The following is a 17,351-nucleotide window of genomic DNA, read 5'->3' as shown; positions in this document are numbered from 1 at the left end:
TATCTTGACATTGTAAGAAAAAAAGCATAAATTTGTATATATGTAGTTTGCGTGCCCTAAACGAAATTATATATGTAGTTTATAGATTAATAACTTCATATAACAAAGAATATGATACTTCGCCGCCTTATTTACTCTAGCCAGGCCGTAGAGCTATTCAATAAACGACAATTACTAGACCTACTTCATGATTCTCGTGGTTTTAATTCAATTGATAATATTAGTGGTGTTTTAATGCATAAACATGGCTATTTTCTTCAAATAATTGAAGGCCAACCTGAAATGATAGACGATCTTTTAGTGCGTTTACGAAGAGACCCACGACATAAAGACTTAAAAATTATTCATGATAGTTCTGTAAAAGAACGTCTTTTTACTAATTGGGCCATGGGCTGTGCAAACTTTGACGATGCAGAACTAAGCATGCTCCCCGGTTTTAGAACGGATTTAACCGACCCTGAAGTGATTGAGGAGTTAATTACACATCTACCCGAAGTGGCAACACTTTTACGCGAGAATTTTGTGGATTAATATGCTATGATTTGGCAGGCTATATATTTAGTATCAACATTGGGTCCGGACAATTACTCTCATAAAACGCCAAATCTTTATTAGAGCAAACTCCTGGGTAATCCCCTGAACAATCTTGAATATCTCTAATAATCTGAAAATGTAAATGCGGAGGATAATCACCATTTACAGAAGCCCCCCTAACTCAGCAATTTTATCAGCTCGCTTAAAGCTTTGTCCAACTTCAAGATTATCTATGGATGCCAAACTTAAATGTCCGTAAAGAGTATAAAATTCAACATTTTGTAAAGTATGCTTTAATATAATGGTTGGTCCGTAATCGCCAAAGTTCTCATTATTGTTAAAGCTATGCACTACGGAATCAAACGGTGTATAAATCGACGTTCCAATGGGACTCCATAAATCGACGCCTAAGTGGATATTACGTTCTTCTTCAGCTTGACTGCTAAAATGCGTACTACGCTTATAAATGTTTCTCACCTCTAAATAACCGCCATAAGCTACTTCGCCATTATGTTTTTTAATATGGGTGTTTACAAAATGGGCTAATACGTCAGACGATGATACATCTATAGCATTAAGAATTCCGTTAGATTCAGATAAACTTATTGGTACATATTTAGATTTCGGAATATTAGCATCTAAAACAAAAATGCTTTCAGGACATAAATCTCTCAGAAATTTCATAAAATTGATATCCTTCATTGTACCAATACTTAGAGGCTAAAGAACTACTTCAGCATATAAATCAAAATCTTCTGCCTCTGTTACTTTTACAGTAGCAAATTCACCTGTTTTCAAATAACATTTAGAGGCATCGATTAATACTTCGTTATCTACATCTGGAGAATCAAACTCAGTACGACCAACAAAATAATTACCTTCTTTTCTATCGATAACCACTTTAAAAGTCTCCCCTATTTTATATTGATTCAATTCCCAAGAAATTTGAGATTGAATTTCCATAATTTGGTTTGCTCTATCAACTTTAACCTCTTCTGGCACATCGTCCTCTAGAGTATAAGCATGTGTATTTTCTTCATGAGAATAAGTAAAACAACCTAAACGCTCAAAACGCATATCGCTAACCCATTGTTTTAACTCTTGAAAATTCTCTTCTGTTTCACCAGGATATCCAACAATTAGCGTTGTTCTAATTGTCATTTCTGGCACAGCTTCTCTAAACTGACTAATTAATTTTGTTGTTTTCGCTTTATTAGTACCACGACGCATACTTTTTAAAACAGAGTCTGAAATATGCTGTAAAGGAATATCTAGATAATTACAAACTTTAGATTCGCGTTTCATAACATCTAAAACATCTAAAGGAAAGCCTGTTGGAAATGCGTAATGTAAACGGATCCACTCGATACCTTCTACTTTTACTAAAGCCTCTAATAGCTCTGCTAAGTTTCGTTTTTTATAAATATCAAGTCCGTAATATGTTAAATCTTGGGCAATTAATATCAATTCTTTAACGCCTTTAGCTGCTAGTTTTTCCGATTCGGTAACCAAATCTTCAATAGGTGTACTTTTATGTTTCCCGCGCATTAAAGGAATGGCACAAAAAGAACATGGTCTATCGCAACCTTCTGCAATTTTTAAGTAAGCATAGTTTTTTGGCGTTGTTGTTAAACGCTCACCAATTAATTCGTGTCGGTAATCGGCACCCAAAGCTTTTAGTAACCCTGGCAACTCAGTAGTTCCAAAATACTCATCCACATTAGGGATTTCTTTTATCAAATCTGGCTTATAACGTTCACTTAAACAACCGGTAACAAAGACTTTATCTACATCACCATCGTTTTTTTTCTGTACGTATTCAAGAATAGTATTTACACTTTCTTCCTTCGCATTATTGATAAAACCGCAGGTGTTTATAACCACAATATTACCTTCTTCTTCATGTACAACATCTTTTCCGCTGGCTTTAAGTTGCCCCATAAGCACTTCGCTATCGTAAACATTTTTACTACAGCCTAGTGTTACTACGTTGATTTTGTTCTTTTTAAGTGTCTTTGTTCTCATACCAAAAATTAAGTGTGCAAAGATACGCAATGCGGATTGATTTACTAGGAATGATTGAAGAATAACACCATTAGAAATTTAGATTAAACCAATAGTCCGTTTTACAGTCTAAATTATTAAATTTACTATGATGAAGTATTTACGCCATATCAATCTAGTTTTCGTATTATTAATTTTGAATTGTTCTTCTGAAAACAATCTAATTATAGAAGAAAACCCAACTGTTGAACCCATTTATTTTCCTTCTTTAAGTTCAGATGTTTGGGAAACAAAATCCATAAGCGATTCAAACTGGAACGCTAACGAACTACAACCACTACTCGATTACTTAGAAGAAAAAAACAGTAAAAGCTTTATCATTTTACATGATGGTAAGCTTGTAGTTGAGCACTACATGAACGACCATAGCAGCACAAAATCTTGGTACTGGGCAAGTGCAGGAAAAACGTTGACCGCAGCAACTGCAGGAATAGCGCAAGACCAAAGTTTTTTAGATATAAACACTAAAGCATCTGACTATTTAGGAATTGGCTGGACGAGTTTGACTTTAGAAAAAGAGAACCTAATTTCAACTAAAAACTTACTATCTATGAGCTCTGGTTTGGACGATAGTTTAGGAGACAATGTAACTCCAGAAAACCTACAATATATAGCGGATGCAAACTCGCGTTGGGCCTACCACAATGTGTATGTAAAAACACAAGATGTAGTCGCCGCAGCAACCGGCCAAAATTGGGACACTTATTTCAGTGAAAACCTTAAGGATAAAATAGGTATGAGTGGTCAATGGATTTCTCTCAATAATTTAAGTGTTTATTGGAGCAACACACGAAGTATGGCACGCTTTGGACTTTTAATGTATGCCAACGGAACATGGGGTGAAACACAAATTATATCTGAAGCTTTTTTAAATGAAGCGATTAATACCTCGCAAAACATTAATGAGGCTTATGGCTATTTATGGTGGCTTAACGGAAAATCAAGCTACCATTTACCGCAAAGTCAATTAGAGTTTAATGGAAAACTAGTTCCGAATGCCCCTGATGATATGTATGCCGCTTTAGGTAAAAACGATCAGAAAATTTATATTGTACCAAGTAAAAAACTAGTAATTGTAAGAATGGGCAACGCTGCCGATAGCGAAAATTTCGCCTTATCTAGTTTTGATAACGAGTTATGGGCTAAAATCAATGCTTTAATTGAGTAAGCTTTACCTATCTTCTTCATCTTAAAAATAAAACGAACACTGTTATTTATCTAAACAGTCTGATTAATACAATTGACAAATACTTACTAACAATATCCATAAGCCTCTATTAAAACTTCAAACGCAAGTTTTTCTTCTAAAACACATCTAAACGTTATTACTAAATCAACGTATTAAAAAGTAAAGTATTAATAAAACTTTGTTATTAATACTTCCTGCTGAAAAACTCGTTTAAAGAAAAGACTTTGCAAAAGAAACATATATTCTCTCTACTTACAATATTCTGTATTTACATCCAATCTCACGCGCAATTATGTGAAGGTAGCTTAGGCGACCCTATTGTAGAAATCGACTTCGGATCGGGATCAAATAGAGGAAGCGCATTAGGTTCTGCTATTACAGCTTTCACTTATAGAGCTAGTGGTGAGCTTGACGAAGGTGAATACAGCATAGTAAACTCTTCAAGTGGCCTAAAAGGAAATGCCTGGCACGTAACTACCGATCATACAGGTAATTCAAACGGTTATATGATGGTAATTAATAGCGCCGTAATAGCAAATGAAGGTGTATTTTATACTAAAACAGTTTCAGGGCTTTGCCCGAATACTACTTATGAATTTTCAGCATGGTTAATAAATTTATTGAACCCCAACGCAGGACTTACGGATCAATATAGCCCGAATGTAACCTTCAGAATTAGTGACACTTCTGGTAATATTTTAGGGTTTTATAGCACAGGAGATATTAACCAAACATCTTCACCAACATGGTTACAATATGGCTTCTTTTTTACATCGGGAGCTGACGCGGAAGTTGTTATTAGTATTTTAAACTCTGCGCCTAGCGCACATCCTGGTAACGATATTGCATTAGATGATATTAGCTTTAGACCTTGTGGCCCAACTATAATTAATTCTATTGACAACGACGCTGCAACAGCTTTATCTATTTGCCAAAACGAAAGTGTAAACTATACTTTTCAAGCTAATGTTTCTTCCGGATATACCGACCCACAATATCAATGGCAGTTTTCTAATGATACTGGTAATACCTGGACGGATATTGTTGGAGAGACCACCCCAAACTATCAATTTTCAGACACAAGCTCCTCTGGATTATTTCTATATAGATTAGCTGTTGCCAACGGCAGTAACATAAACTCTGCTTTTTGTAGAATTGCTTCAGATAATTTTGAAGTAGAAATTATTGCAACTCCAGAAGCCCTAACCGGTGAAGCCGAACAGTTATTTTGTACTACACAAAACCCAACTATAGCGAATATTGAAGTTAGCGGAACTGCTACTTGGTATGATGCACAAATAGGAGGAATTATTTTACCAGAGGAAACAAGTTTAACCAACGGAGTTACTTATTACGCTGCAAAAGAAACTATAAATGGTTGTGAAAGTGATGATCGATTTGCCATATTAGTAACCATAGTAGAACCTACAATCGCTTTAAATAATATATCAGTTGTCGTCTGTGATAATTTAAATGATAATGAAGAAGTTATTGATTTTACATCTTACGAATTTCTGTTAACCAACTGTAGTAATTGCATTTTCAATTTCTTCACATCTCAATCGGGAGCGGAGAATTATTATGAAGACACACATATTTTAGAGCCAACTAGTTATAATTGGTCTTTAGATAATCCTGTAATTTATGCTCGAATTGATTCCGTAGATCATTGCTATCAAATAGCGGAAATAGCAATCTCGCTGCAAGCGACGCCAATTATTGATATTCCTGATTTCATAGGTATATGTGAAGACGATAATAAAATAACGGTAGACGCAGGAAATGGCTTTGATAGTTACCTATGGTCTAGTGGAGAAACAACACAAACTATAAGTATTTTAACCGCAGATATTGGAAGTTATTCCATAACAGTAACTAAAGATTACGCCACCTACACTTGCTCTACATCTAAAGATTTCGAAGTCGTACTATCTAACGAAGCCATTATTCAAAATATTGAAATTGAAGATTGGACCGACACTAACAATTCAATAACTATTAATTTATCCAACTTAAGTCTTGGAGATTATGAATTCTCTTTAGATGACACCAACTACCAAGATGATAATGTATTTACAAAATTACCTATAGGGGAATACACTATTTATGTAAGAGATAAAAATGGTTGTGGTACTATTACAGAAAACGTTTACATATTAAACGCTCCAAAGTATTTTACACCAAATGGAGATGGATTTCATGACACATGGTCTATTAAGTATTCCGAAACGGAAGAAACTTTAGACATAAAAATATACGATAGATATGGAAAACTACTTAAAACCTTAGATAAAAACACATCATGGGATGGAAGTTATGATGGAAGAAACATGCCAACTTCAGATTATTGGTTTGTAGTAACACGTACCGATGGCAAGAATTACACCGGACACTTTACACTAAAAAGATAATTTCTATTTGAAAAAAGAATCTACAAATTCATATTTATTGAACACTTGTAAATCTTCAATACCTTCACCAACACCAATATATTTTACAGGAATTTTAAATTGATCGGAAATACCAATAACAACACCGCCTTTAGCCGTTCCATCTAGCTTTGTAACCGCTAAAGATGTTACCTCTGTAGCTGCTGTAAACTGCTTAGCTTGCTCAAAAGCATTTTGACCTGTAGAACCATCTAATACTAAAAGCACATCATGAGGCGCATCTATAACAACTTTTTGCATAACACGCTTTACCTTGGTAAGCTCGTTCATTAAGTTTATTTTGTTGTGTAGACGTCCAGCTGTATCAATAATAATAACATCGGCATCTTGATTAACACCAGACTTTAATGCGTCGAACGCTACAGAAGCAGGATCACTTCCCATTTCCTGACGAATCATTGGTACATCTACACGATCTGCCCAAACTTGTAATTGGTCTATGGCTGCCGCACGAAACGTATCTGCCGCACCTAAAACCACCTTCAAACCTTGTTTTTTAAACTGATAAGCTAACTTACCTATAGTTGTAGTTTTACCAACACCGTTAACCCCTACCACCATTAAAACATAAGGTGTTTTTGCACCGTTTTCTTGTTTTGGTAACGTAGGAATTGTGTAATCAGTATCTTCTCCAGAATTTGTTTCGCTTAATAGAGCAGCAATTTCTTCACGAAGTATTTTATTAAGCTCGTCGGTACCAAGATATTTATCTTTTGCAACACGCTCTTCAATACGTTCTATAACTTTAAGCGTAGTATTTACACCAACGTCACTAGAAACTAAAACTTCTTCAAGGTTATCAAGAACCTCATCGTCTACTTTAGATTTTCCGGCTACCGCTTTGCTTAGTTTTCCAAAAAAACTAGATTTAGTTTTTTCTAATCCTTTATCTAAGGTTTCCTTTTTATCTGACGAAAATATTTTTTTAAAAAAGCTCATTTTCTTGCTGGTTGTTAGTTAAAGAGTGGTTAGTCTCCTTTTGTTCTTATTTCGATACAAGTTCATTCTGCAAAGTTAAACACCATTACTTTTAATAAAAGCATCACTTTAGCAACTTGCCTATAATTAGTATAGTCAAAATCCCTACCACATTTTTTTACTGCTAATATGTCAGTTAGATTAACATCTTCAAATATAAAAATAAAAAAGCTGCTTTCGAAAACGAAAGCAGCTTTTAATATTGTGTAACAGTGTAAATTACTTTTTAGCTAAAAAGTCAGTTACTTGTTCTGGATTCATAATAGATTCAACAAACATGTAAGCTCCAGTTTTAGGAGACTTTACCATTTTTATTGCTTTTGTTAATCTTTTAGATCCTGTTTGTAATGATGCTACGGATTTCTTTGCCATGACCTATATATTTTTAAGGTATTTGAAATTTTAAAAATAAAATTCCTAATTATTTAATTTCTTTATGAACTGTCATACGCTTAAGAATTGGATTAAATTTCTTAATCTCCATTCTATCTGGCGTGTTCTTTTTATTCTTTGTAGTAATGTAACGTGAAGTTCCTGCTTGACCAGATTCTTTATGTTCTGTACATTCTAAAATTACTTGTATTCTGTTGCCTCTTTTTGCCATTTCTTTTTATTTTAAATACAGCGAATTACTTCGTTAAAAATCCTTTAGATTTTGCATCTTTAATTGCTGCAGAAATACCTATTTTATTAATTGTTTTTAAAGCAGATGTTGAAACCTTTAAAGTTATCCAGCTGTCTTCTTCTGGAAGGTAAAAACGTTTCTTTACTAAATTCGCATTGAATTTGCGTTTAGTTCTGTTTAATGCATGAGACACGTTGTTTCCAACCATCGCCTTCTTTCCTGTAAGTTCACAAACTCTTGACATTCTATATAACTTTAATTTTGTTGCTTAAAATCGAGGTGCAAATATATAAAATCTTTACGGTATGACAATCAATTTTTTATCTATTTTTAAAAATTTCTTTCAATAACATTTCAAAAGCCTTGTTAGCCCCTTTATTTATTACTTTTAATCTAAGATCTCCTAACATAAATTTTTCTGAATAAACAGCCGTTTTTGTTGCTATGGCAATAAAAACTGTTCCAACTTCAACATCAGAATCACCTTTTGTTGGTCCGGCATTCCCTGTTGTAGCAATTGCAAAATCGGTATTAAATAATTCTAAAACATGCTTTGCCATAGATTCGGCCACCTTAGCACTTACTACAGAATCGGCATCAATCGCTTCTTTACTAACTCCTAAAATATTAATTTTAGACTCAGTAGCGTAACTTACTACACTACCCTTAAAATATGCCGATGCACCAGAATTGGCTGTAAAACGTTCAGCTATTTTTCCACCAGTACAACTTTCTGCTGTAGCTACCGTTTTACCCAATTTGGTAAGCTGTTTTCCAATAATGGATTCTATAGAAGCATCATCTTCCTCAAAACCAACAAACTCTTCTTTTATTAAAGGAATAAGTGTATCGATTTGTTTCTGTACATTACTTATTACTTTATCTTTATCAAAACCTTTAGAAGATAAACGTAAACGCATATTCCCTAAACTTGGTAAATATGCTAATCTTATTTCTGTTGGTAAAGCATCTTCCCAATCTTCTATTCTGGCTGCTAATGTACTTTCGCCTAAGCCAAAAATTAAAAGTGTACGATGTAAAATATAAGGGCAATCAAACTTATCTCTAATTCTTGGTACCACTTCGCGGTCTATTAAACCTTCCATTTCAAAAGGTACACCAGGCAAGGATACAAAAACCTTATTATTTCTTTCCATCCACATTCCAGGAGCTGTGCCTAATGTATTCATTAAAACAGTAGATTTAGATGGCACTAATGCCTGATCTAAATTAACTTGTAATAAAGTTTGGCGAACATATTTAGTCCAAAGATCTTGTATGTTTTTTTCTACCGAAACGTCTCTAACTAAAGTGTCATTAAAGTATTCTGCAATGGTTTTTTTTGTAATATCATCTTTTGTCGGGCCTAAACCACCTGTAATTATTATGATATCTACACGGTTTTCGGCATCTTTAAAAGCTTGAAGAATATGTTCTTTATCATCTTGAATAGAGGTGATTTGATATACCGAAACTCCAATTTTATTAAGTTGCTTGCCAATATAAGCAGAATTAGTATCTATAACTTGCCCAATAAGTAGCTCGTCTCCAATGGTAATAATTTCTGCTAACATAATTCTATAAATTAAAGTCTTCCTTAATTTCAGCTACGGCATTATCTACGGCATTAATAACAACAGCTAATTGCTCAGTAACATCCAATTCTTTCTTTGTGAATTTCCCCCAATCTTGAACTTCAATTAAGGTATCTAGTACTCCTAATTCAAATAAATCGATTGTTGGTTTCATCTTGTGAGCGGCCTGATAAGCCTCATGATAATCTTTTTCAGCAACCGCCTTCTTTAAACGTTCTGCATCTTCTGGTACTTCTTCCAAAAATGCTTCCGCAAGCGCTGCGATAAAGGTTTCATCATTATCTGCTAACTCTCTTACTCTAAATAACTTGTAGTTTTGTTCCATTTATTTTACTGTTATTGAAAATAGTTCTTTATTTTCTATAAATCCTTTTAATTTATCGTTTGCAATTACTTTTCCTACACCAGATGGAGTTCCCGTAAATATAATATCTCCTATCTTTAAAGTAAAATATTTGGAAACATATTCTATTAATTCATCAATTTTCCATAACATGTGGCTAGTATTTCCATTTTGTACAATAAAATCGTTCTTTTTTAAAGAAAAATTTATATCGTCTACATTTTCTATGTCTCCAACCGGCATCCAATCACCAACTACAGCAGCACCATCAAAGCTTTTTGCTTTCTCCCAGGGCAAGCCTTTAGATTTTAACTTTGCCTGTAAATCCCTTGCCGTAAAATCTATACCTAAACCAATTTCTTCATAGTATTTATGCGCAAATTTTCTATCAATATGTTTGCCAACACGATTAATTTTAACCAAGACTTCCACCTCATAATGCACATCATCAGAAAAATCTGGAATAAAAAACGGCTGTTTTTTTAATAAAATAGCAGTATCAGGCTTTAAAAACACCACCGGTTCCTCCGGTTTTTCGTTATTTAACTCCTCAATGTGCTCGGTATAATTACGACCAATACAAATAAGTTTCATATTTAATAAATTTTTATTTAGGCGTTACCCTAGCGGGTCGGGCTTTACGTTACAAGTCCTCGCACCTCCTTCGTCGGGCTGTGGGCTTTTCTCTGCAATCCCTAACGCAATATCCAGTAAAATGGTTTTCAGTAGCGGTACTCAGTGAGTTTGATTAAGCAAAATAATTTTCAGTTTTATTGTAATACATTATTAAACTATGCTTAAAACTTCTATTATCTCTTTTAGGTACTAAATACCATATACTTTATCCCTTTTAAAGCTTTGTATTCAAACTACGCAACTTAATTCCGGTAAGTACTTTTTTAGTGTACAACGGAAAATCTGCATTTAATAACCAACCAAAGTAACCTGGCTCTTGCTCTAAAACATCGGTTACTAATTTGCCTTTATGCTTTCCGAAAGAAAAACACTCTACACCGTCCTTATTATAATTTATAAAACCTGCGAAATCCGCAAATTTATTTCTAGAGCTAAATTCTGCTAAAAACTTGGTGCTATTTTCTAACTCATCATATCGATCTAACTGTGCTTTTAAAATTTCATACGTAGCATTTGTATCTGCCTCAGCACTATGTGCACCTTCCAAATCTTCATTACAATAAAATTTGTAAGCAGCACTTAAGGTACGTTGTTCCATTTTATGAAAAATAGTTTGCACATCTACAGCCAAGCTGCTTTTCATATCAAAATCAATATCTGCACGCAACAATTCTTCAGCTAATAAAGGAATGTCAAATCTATTGGAGTTAAAACCTCCAAGATCAGAATCCTTAATCATATTATATATGTCTTTTGCCAACTCTTTAAATGTAGGTTCATTAGCAACTTTTTCATTACTAATACCATGAATTTCGATAACCTCCTGTGGTATGGTCATTTCTGGATTCACTAACCAAGTTCTGCTTTCTTTATTTCCGTTAGGATATACTTTAAGAATAGAAATTTCGACCACGCGGTCTTTAGATATATTGATGCCTGTAGTTTCTAAATCGAAAAAACAAATGGGTTTTGTAAGGTTTAACTTCATTTTATTTAAATGTTTTTACAAATATACTTTTTAAATTTGTTTAAATTTGTTGGTACTATGAATTCAAATCACAAAACAGCATATTCTTTTCTTCTATTCCTTTTTATTTCTTTATTCAGTTTTGCTCAACAAACAACGCATGAAAACGTAGAACTTGTTAAAAAACAAAACGGTAAGCGCTTAGAGTTTTTTGCTAAAAACAACGACTCTGTAAGCTATTCCGTTTTTTTACGGATAGAAACCCAAGACTACAGAAGAAGCAGTAACAGGCCTGTACTACAGGTTATTCCTGCCAACAGCGAGCGCCACTTAATTACCCTTATAAAACTTAGCGATAAGCCAGGTGACTATAAAGAGCAGTTTATTGTAAATAAAATTAGCCAAAGCTTAAATTTCCGTAAAGATTTTGATGATATCCAAATCAATATAGACGAGGCTTTAAAAAACGAAGACATCACTATTTTTGAATCTGAAAATTGCGAGTTATGTAACGAAGCCAAAAGTTTATTTAACGCTTACCAAATAGCATTTAAAACTAAAAACATTACAGAAGATCAGCAAAAACTAGAAAAACTCTTAAAAAAAGTAGGCCAAGCAGATTACAATATTAATAACGCGGTTTTTATACTTAAAATAAAGGAGTCTATTTACACCAATATAACTACAAAAACCGCGCTTATAGATACTATAAACAACTATAATAAGTAGACACTTATATTTCTCTATTTATATCCCAAGCTTCTAAGTAATCGCTAACAGCTTTTACAAACATACCTCCCAAAGCGCCATTAACAACACGATGATCGTAGGAGTGAGATAAAAACATTTTATAACGAATACCAATAAAATCACCTTCAGGAGTTTCAATAACCGCAGGCACTTTTCTAATGGCGCCTAAAGCTAAAATACCTACTTGTGGTTGGTTAATTATAGGAGTCCCCATAATACTACCAAAGGTCCCCACATTAGTTACTGTGTATGTGCCTCCCTGAATGTCATCTGGTTTAAGCTTATTTAATCGTGCTCTATTTGCTAAATCGTTCACCTGCTTTGTCATACCAACTAAATTAAGCTGATCGGCATTTTTAATAACAGGTACAATTAAATTCCCATCTGGTAAAGCAGCTGCCATACCAAGGTTTATGTTTTTCTTTTTTATAATCGTATCACCTTGTAACGAAATATTCATCATTGGGTAATCACGAAGAGCTTTCGCGATAGCTTCCATAAAAATAGGTGTAAACGTTAAGTTTTCACCTTCACGCTTCATAAACCCATCTTTAACTTTCTTTCTCCAATTCCACACATTAGTAACATCGGTTTCTATAAAACTTTGTACATGTGCTGAAGTTTGAATAGACTCTTGCATATGATGCGCAACTAACTTGCCCATTCTAGACATTTCTATAATCTCATCCTCTCCTCTAGAAATTACTGGTTTGGTAGCTTCTATTGGTTTTACTGCTTCAGTTTTTGCAGCTACAGGAGTATTTGCTTGGGTATTATTTGCAACAGGATTCGCTACTTTATTATCAAGATAACTTAATATATCTGTTTTTGTTACTCGATTATCTTTACCTGTACCAACAATAGCGTCTAAATCCTGTTGTGATATCCCTTCTGCTTTAGCAATATTCTTTACTAACGGGGAATAAAAACGTGTTTCGTTCGAAACTATTGGAGCCACAGTATCTTTAGCTATACTTATGGTTTGCTCAATTTGTTCTGCCGCTTCTAAATCTATCTCTTCTACTTCTGTAATAGCTGTTTCATTTACCGTTTCAACATCACCGTCAGTTTCAATTATAGCTAAAACTTCGCCAACCTGCACAACATCATCAACATTGAAAAATTTTTCTACTAAAACACCGTCAAATTCACTCGGGACTTCGCTATCCACTTTATCGGTAGCAATCTCAAGAACCGCTTCATCTAATTCGATAGTATCTCCAACTTCTTTTAACCAAGAGGTAATTGTTGCCTCAGCAACGCTTTCTCCCATTTTAGGTAACTTTAGTTCAAACTTTGCCATATTAATAATAAAATACTTGTTTTTTAAATTTAGAGTGCAAAATTAATGAAAAATCAGCGATTTCCTTAAACAAACCTCATAAAACTATTATAAAATTATAACTTTTCCTTGACTAAATCCATCATTACTCCCTAAAATAAAATTAGACTTGTTTGGTAATATTTTATAAGTTAACTCTTTATCAGTGTTTGTAATACTCGCAATAATATCTTTATAGCTCATGCTGTTGGCGTCGAAAATAACCTCAGCATTAACTTTTACCGAAGTTAATTGAGAATCCAACCTTAATTTTGAAGGTAAATTTGCTTCCAAAGCTTTATTTATTTCTTTTGAGATAAAAACATATTCTGTGACATTTTTATACACCTTACTCCTTCTTCTTCTAAAAATAAAAGCCAATTTAATCCCAAACCAAACGGCCAAATCGAACACTAAATTTTGTTTAAAGTGCTTTTCGTAAAAAATTTGCATCGCTCCGAAGAATCGGCGTGCATAATTACTATCCTTTAAAGTACTTTCACCTTTAAAGTGAATAACGGTTGTTTCGCCATAGTAGTAATTTTTATAATTAGCCTTTAGCACTTTGTATGATAAATCGATGTCCTCTCCATACATAAAGTAATCCTCATCAAACCCTCCAACTGCATTATAAACACTTTTTTTAATTAACATAAAAGCGCCTACCAATATATTTACCGCTCCTTGATCCTCTTGAGATAAATGATTAGCATAATACTCACGAGAGCTTCCTAGTATTTTTTTTAAAGAAACCTTTACCGTTGGGATGTTCCGTTTACTTTCTGGTAAAAACTTACCATTTCCATTGACTAACCTACAACCAACAATACCAAGTTCAGGTTTAGTTTCTGAAAACGCTAAAAGTTTTGTAAACGTATCTTCTGCAACAACCGTATCTGGATTTAAAATACATATATATTCACCCTTTGCTATAGCTACTCCTATATTATTTCCTTTTGAGAAACCAAAATTATCCTTATTCTCAATAAGTTTAACTTTGGGAAATAAAGCTCTCACCATTTGGCAACTATTATCACTAGAGTTATTATCCACTACAATAATTTCTGCATCAATATCACAAATTGCTGCTTCCACGCTTTTTAGAGCTAACTCTAAAAAGTACCGTACATTATAATTTAAAATAACTATTGAGAGCTTCAAATAATAAGTTTTACAGTTTTAAAGATGATTCAAATGGTATTCTATTTACAATACTACGTCCAAGCGTAATTTCATCGGCATATTCTAATTCATCACCAACCGAAATCCCCCTTGCAATAGTAGATGTAATTACATCGTAATCCTGAATTTGTTTATAAATATAAAAATTTGTAGTGTCACCTTCCATGGTTGAGCTTAGCGCAAAAATTAGTTCTTTAGCTTTTCCTTCTTTAACCTTATTAACCAAAGATTCTATATTTAAATCGTGCGGACCAATACCATCCATTGGAGAAATTTTCCCACCCAATACATGATACAAACCTTTATATGAACTTGTGTTTTCAATAGCCATAACATCTCTTACATCTTCAACCACACAAATGATAGATTCGTTACGTCCAGGATTAGAACATATCTCACACAACGCTACGTCGCTAATATTATTGCAGGATTTACAAAATTTTATATCATTTCGCATTGTTTTTAAAGCCTCTGCTAAACCAATAGTTTGTTCTTTAGGCTGCCTTAACATATGTAAAACCAAACGCAACGCTGTACGCTTACCAATACCAGGCAACTGAGACATCTCATTTACAGCACGTTCTAATAATTTTGAAGAAAATTCCATGGCTGCGAATTTACTATTTAGCATGGAATTTCGCTAATTTTCCTAGACACTTTTAAATAAGATCTTTTACACTTGTTTTTTGATGTTTAATATTCGTATTTTGAAACTTGAAATTTAATTTTTAATGACAGCTACGCAAATACTTTTACTAATCGCCGCTTACTTTGGTGTATTAATTTTAATATCTTATTTTACAGGAAAAGAAGATAGTAATGAGGCTTTTTTTAAGGCTAACAAATCGGCTCCATGGTACTTAGTAGCATTCGGAATGATTGGCGCATCCCTCTCTGGGGTAACTTTTATTTCGGTTCCTGGCTGGGTTGCTGGTTCTCAATTTAGCTATATGCAAGTTGTTTTTGGCTACCTAGTTGGTTATTTGGTTATTGCATTTGTACTTATGCCGATATATTACAAACTCAACGTAACTTCTATTTATCAATATTTAGAAAGTCGGTTTGGCACAGTGAGTTATAAAACAGGAGCTTTTTTCTTCTTTATTTCTCGAGTTTTAGGAGCTGCTTTTCGATTATATTTAATTGCCATTGTTTTACAAAAATTTGTTTTTGATGCTTACGGTATTCCGTTTGTAGTAACAGTAAGTATTTCCATTTTACTCATTTGGCTTTACACTTTTAAAGGTGGTATAAAAACCATTATTTGGACAGATACTTTACAAACACTCTTTATGCTTACGGCCTTAGTTGTGGCTGTTTATTTAATTACCGACGAGTTAAATTGGAGTTTTACAGATTTTTTGGCTTCGGAAGAATTAACGAAGTACAATAAAATTATGATTACCGACTCTATTTTAGCTAAAAATCATTTTATAAAATCATTTTTAGGAGGTATGTTTATTGCCATTTGTATGACTGGTTTAGACCAAGATATGATGCAAAAAAACCTGAGTTGTAAAACCCTTAAAGACGCTCAAAAAAACATGCTCTCTTTTGCTTCAGTACTAATTGTAGTAAATTTTGTTTTCCTTTTACTTGGCGCACTATTATTCATTTATGCCGAAAAACATAACATTGCTACACCTATGCTAGATGGTAAATTAAAAACGGATTTACTTTTTCCTGAAATAGCACTTAATGGTGGGTTAAGTATAAGCCTAGCTATTTTCTTTTTGCTTGGTTTAATTGCAGCAGCTTACAGCAGTGCCGATTCTGCATTAACCTCGTTAACAACATCTTTTTGCGTTGATTTTTTAGGTATTGAAAAACGAGAAGTACACACCCAAAAAAAACTAAGAAAACGAATACATATATTAATGAGCGTTTTGCTTATAATAGTGATAGTAATTTTTAAATACGTACTAGACAGCAACGTAATAGATAACTTACTGAAAGTTGCTGGATATACATACGGACCACTTTTAGGTTTATTTGCTTTCGGGATTTTTACTAAACGTACTATTCAAGATAAACTGGTCTGGATAGTTGCTTTAGTTGCTTTGGCTCTATCTTTTATTATAGGAAATATTCCTGCCGAAAATATTGGAGGTTATGTTATTGGTTACGAGCTTTTGATAATAAACGGCTTATTAACTTTTATTGGGTTATTCCTTATTTCTAAAAAGCATACTATTTAATATTGTTTTGTAGATAAGAGTACTAAAGTACAAGCAACTTCTACATTAATATTGTTTTGATTTAGAAGCTCGTAAAACTTTGGGTTTTCTGTTCCTGGGTTAAAAATAACGCGCTTTGGGTTTAAACCGAGAATATAATCGAAATAGGCTTCTTGCCTACTTGGGTTTAAATATAACGTCACGGTATCTATAAACTCATACGGCATTAATTCAGTATCTATAGTTATACCTGCAACAACACCTGTTCTTAACCCAATAGCTACAACTTCGTTTTTATGGGCTACCAATTTATTAATTGCCATATTGGAATAACGTGTTGGCTTTAAAGATGCGCCTACTAATAATGTTTTTTTACTCATTTTTTTTTGTTTTATTGTAATACACTTTAGACGTTATTTTTAGAACTTCCTTTCTTAAAAAACACACCTTATTGTTTGCAATTAATTAAGCCCTCCTATTAAAAAGAAAACAAAAAATAATTCATCCAAACAAAAAAGTACTGTTTTCTTTGAAAAAAAA

General features: G+C 33.4%; 19 protein-coding genes. 5 read left to right on the top strand and 14 right to left on the bottom strand.

The features are described 5' to 3' along the window. Window positions 1-111: 111 nt before the first annotated feature. Entirely contained in the window at window positions 112-531 is a 420-nt protein-coding gene (locus ACJJV4_RS04390; RefSeq protein WP_405292250.1) for a BLUF domain-containing protein, read from the top strand. Between the two features lie 165 nt (window positions 532-696). On the opposite strand, the gene ACJJV4_RS04385 is transcribed toward ACJJV4_RS04390, so the two are convergent. Together ACJJV4_RS04385 and rimO are read right to left on the bottom strand one after the other, a co-directional pair. Beyond that, entirely contained in the window at window positions 697-1,236 is a 540-nt protein-coding gene (locus tag ACJJV4_RS04385) for a peptidoglycan DD-metalloendopeptidase family protein (protein ID WP_405292249.1), read from the bottom strand. 18 nt (window positions 1,237-1,254) lie between these two features. Beyond that, window positions 1,255-2,559 carry a 30S ribosomal protein S12 methylthiotransferase RimO gene (gene rimO, locus ACJJV4_RS04380; protein WP_405292248.1) on the bottom strand — a complete coding sequence of 435 codons (1,305 nt, stop codon included), beginning with the start codon at window positions 2,557-2,559 and terminating at the stop codon, window positions 1,255-1,257. 130 nt (window positions 2,560-2,689) lie between these two features. Here rimO and ACJJV4_RS04375 point away from each other — a divergent pair, with 130 nt between their 5' ends. After that, window positions 2,690-3,766, top strand: a complete 1,077-nt coding sequence (locus ACJJV4_RS04375) for a serine hydrolase domain-containing protein (RefSeq protein WP_405292292.1) — start codon at window positions 2,690-2,692, stop codon at window positions 3,764-3,766. A gap of 245 nt (window positions 3,767-4,011) precedes the next feature. Next, window positions 4,012-6,198 (top strand): T9SS type B sorting domain-containing protein, encoded by a 2,187-nt coding sequence (locus ACJJV4_RS04370; RefSeq protein WP_405292247.1) that lies wholly within the window; start codon window positions 4,012-4,014, stop codon window positions 6,196-6,198. A 3-nt stretch (window positions 6,199-6,201) separates the two neighbouring features. Here ACJJV4_RS04370 and ftsY read toward each other — a convergent pair whose 3' ends face one another. From ftsY to ACJJV4_RS04330, 8 genes are all read right to left on the bottom strand, one after another. After that, entirely contained in the window at window positions 6,202-7,176 is a 975-nt protein-coding gene (ftsY, locus tag ACJJV4_RS04365) for a signal recognition particle-docking protein FtsY (protein WP_405292246.1), read from the bottom strand. A gap of 258 nt (window positions 7,177-7,434) precedes the next feature. After that, window positions 7,435-7,587, bottom strand: a complete 153-nt coding sequence (locus ACJJV4_RS04360; RefSeq protein ID WP_158844456.1) for a DUF4295 domain-containing protein — start codon at window positions 7,585-7,587, stop codon at window positions 7,435-7,437. Between the two features lie 49 nt (window positions 7,588-7,636). Then, window positions 7,637-7,819: a 50S ribosomal protein L33 gene (gene rpmG / locus ACJJV4_RS04355; protein WP_042500020.1), complete on the bottom strand. Its 183-nt coding sequence runs from the start codon at window positions 7,817-7,819 to the stop codon at window positions 7,637-7,639. A 25-nt stretch (window positions 7,820-7,844) separates the two neighbouring features. Continuing rightward, window positions 7,845-8,084, bottom strand: a complete 240-nt coding sequence (rpmB, locus tag ACJJV4_RS04350) for a 50S ribosomal protein L28 (RefSeq protein WP_042500017.1) — start codon at window positions 8,082-8,084, stop codon at window positions 7,845-7,847. A 76-nt stretch (window positions 8,085-8,160) separates the two neighbouring features. After that, window positions 8,161-9,414: a CinA family nicotinamide mononucleotide deamidase-related protein gene (locus ACJJV4_RS04345; protein WP_405292245.1), complete on the bottom strand. Its 1,254-nt coding sequence runs from the start codon at window positions 9,412-9,414 to the stop codon at window positions 8,161-8,163. A gap of 4 nt (window positions 9,415-9,418) precedes the next feature. Continuing rightward, window positions 9,419-9,760: an Hpt domain-containing protein gene (locus ACJJV4_RS04340; RefSeq protein ID WP_405292244.1), complete on the bottom strand. Its 342-nt coding sequence runs from the start codon at window positions 9,758-9,760 to the stop codon at window positions 9,419-9,421. Further along, window positions 9,761-10,372, bottom strand: coding sequence for a fumarylacetoacetate hydrolase family protein (locus ACJJV4_RS04335; protein WP_405292243.1), 612 nt, complete (start codon window positions 10,370-10,372; stop codon window positions 9,761-9,763). 256 nt (window positions 10,373-10,628) lie between these two features. Then, window positions 10,629-11,402 (bottom strand): exonuclease domain-containing protein, encoded by a 774-nt coding sequence (locus ACJJV4_RS04330; RefSeq protein ID WP_405292242.1) that lies wholly within the window; start codon window positions 11,400-11,402, stop codon window positions 10,629-10,631. 57 nt (window positions 11,403-11,459) lie between these two features. Between ACJJV4_RS04330 and ACJJV4_RS04325 the strand changes: the two genes are divergently transcribed. Continuing rightward, window positions 11,460-12,110 carry a glutaredoxin family protein gene (locus tag ACJJV4_RS04325; RefSeq protein ID WP_405292241.1) on the top strand — a complete coding sequence of 217 codons (651 nt, stop codon included), beginning with the start codon at window positions 11,460-11,462 and terminating at the stop codon, window positions 12,108-12,110. Between the two features lie 4 nt (window positions 12,111-12,114). Here the strand turns inward: ACJJV4_RS04325 and ACJJV4_RS04320 are convergent, their stop codons facing one another. The 3 genes from ACJJV4_RS04320 to recR all read right to left on the bottom strand — a co-directional run bounded on the left by ACJJV4_RS04320 (window position 12,115) and on the right by recR (window position 15,241). Beyond that, a complete protein-coding gene (locus tag ACJJV4_RS04320) occupies window positions 12,115-13,434 on the bottom strand; it encodes a dihydrolipoamide acetyltransferase family protein (RefSeq protein ID WP_405292240.1) in 1,320 nt (439 codons plus the stop codon). 87 nt (window positions 13,435-13,521) lie between these two features. Continuing rightward, window positions 13,522-14,613 carry a glycosyltransferase family 2 protein gene (locus ACJJV4_RS04315; protein ID WP_405292239.1) on the bottom strand — a complete coding sequence of 364 codons (1,092 nt, stop codon included), beginning with the start codon at window positions 14,611-14,613 and terminating at the stop codon, window positions 13,522-13,524. Window positions 14,614-14,623: 10 nt separating this feature from the next. Then, on the bottom strand, window positions 14,624-15,241 hold the full coding sequence (recR, locus tag ACJJV4_RS04310; RefSeq protein WP_405292238.1) for a recombination mediator RecR: 618 nt from the start codon (window positions 15,239-15,241) through the stop codon (window positions 14,624-14,626). A 124-nt stretch (window positions 15,242-15,365) separates the two neighbouring features. Here recR and ACJJV4_RS04305 point away from each other — a divergent pair, with 124 nt between their 5' ends. Then, the gene (locus ACJJV4_RS04305) at window positions 15,366-16,832 is read left to right on the top strand and encodes a sodium:solute symporter (protein ID WP_405292237.1); all 1,467 of its coding nucleotides are present in this window, start codon (window positions 15,366-15,368) and stop codon (window positions 16,830-16,832) included. On the opposite strand, the gene ACJJV4_RS04300 is transcribed toward ACJJV4_RS04305, so the two are convergent. Then, window positions 16,829-17,191: a CoA-binding protein gene (locus tag ACJJV4_RS04300; RefSeq protein ID WP_405292236.1), complete on the bottom strand. Its 363-nt coding sequence runs from the start codon at window positions 17,189-17,191 to the stop codon at window positions 16,829-16,831. The genes ACJJV4_RS04305 and ACJJV4_RS04300 overlap by 4 nt on opposite strands. Window positions 17,192-17,351: the final 160 nt, after the last annotated feature.

The organism is Algibacter sp. Ld11, assembly GCF_045066735.1.
Lineage (GTDB): Bacteria > Bacteroidota > Bacteroidia > Flavobacteriales > Flavobacteriaceae > Algibacter.
The sequence above is the reverse complement of the archived record's forward strand: the minus strand, read 5'-3'. Positions and strand labels throughout refer to the sequence as shown.